This is a genomic window from Symbiobacterium terraclitae (genome assembly GCF_017874315.1).
Taxonomy (GTDB): domain Bacteria; phylum Bacillota; class Sulfobacillia; order Symbiobacteriales; family Symbiobacteriaceae; genus Symbiobacterium; species Symbiobacterium terraclitae.
The window spans coordinates 1-1026 of record NZ_JAGGLG010000071.1 but is presented as its reverse complement, the minus strand read 5'-3'; the positions used below and the strand labels follow the sequence as shown (position 1 = coordinate 1026).

The 1026-nt window shown below is 61.6% G+C and carries 1 protein-coding gene; it reads right to left on the bottom strand.

Annotated elements, in window-relative coordinates; translation table 11 throughout:
• Positions 1-1026: IS21 family transposase (istA, locus tag J2Z79_RS18165; protein ID WP_209468315.1), on the bottom strand; the 1026-nt coding region annotated here is incomplete at both ends.

Sequence of the window (1026 nt, the reverse complement as noted above, 5' to 3'; positions counted from 1 at the left end):
CTCGAACCGCTGCTGGAGGGAGGGATGCCGGTTGCCCCTCTGGCGCCCGGCGTAATGCTCGTCCTGGATGATCTGCTGGCCCTTGCCCCGACACTTCGGCAAGGTAGCAGCCAACTCGCCGGTGGCATAGACCTCAATCCGGTCCTCGTATAGGCGCAGTGTCACGGCCTGCCGGGCCAGATGATGCGGAACCGAGTACTTGTTGCCGTCGACCGAGATGAGGCAAGCCTTGCTGACCTTGGCTCCTCGTTCCGCGTATGCGGCCGGTCGTGTGACTGGCGGGAGGGGTAGCAGGAATCGGCGCTCCTCCTCCAGAACCTCGAAGGGAACCCGTTGCGTTGCTTCCGAGACCTTGCGGTTCGCGACCTGATTCAGCCATACCAGGGCCTGGCGGTTCACCTCGTCCAAAGGCAGGTGTTCGTTGCCATAGTAGAAGTCACGCCGGGCATACTTGACGGTTGACTCCACCTTACCCTTGGACTCGGGGTCATGAACCCAGCAAGCCCGGGGTTTGAACCCAAAGGCTGCCGCAAACCGCAAAAGGTCAGCGGTGAACCGGATCACGTCGCCAATCCGTTCGGATACAACGGTCTTGCAGTTGTCGTAGACGATTTCCCGTGGGCAGCCCCCGATGTATCGAAACGCCCGCTCATGGCATGCCAGGAAGGTAGCCATGTCCTGTGACGACGTGTACTCGACGTACCGAACACGGGAGCGGCTCAGGATGAAGTTGAACGAGTAGCGGTCAACGGGCCGGCCGTTCTCGTCGAAGGCCTTCTCATGCCCCCAATCCACCTGGGCCTGCTCACCTGGCAGGGTTTCAACGGGCTTGTACACGCGCTCTTGCTTGGGGCGGATGGTGCTCAGGAAGCGGCGCACGGATCGGCGGGAGCCCGTGTAACCAAGCTCGGCGATCTCCCGGAAGAGTCTCTCGGCGGTGAGCTCTGGGTACTTGGCGAGACGCACCTTGATATGGTCCACGTAGTCGTCGATCTTACGGGTGACCTGCTTTCGCCGAATCCGGTC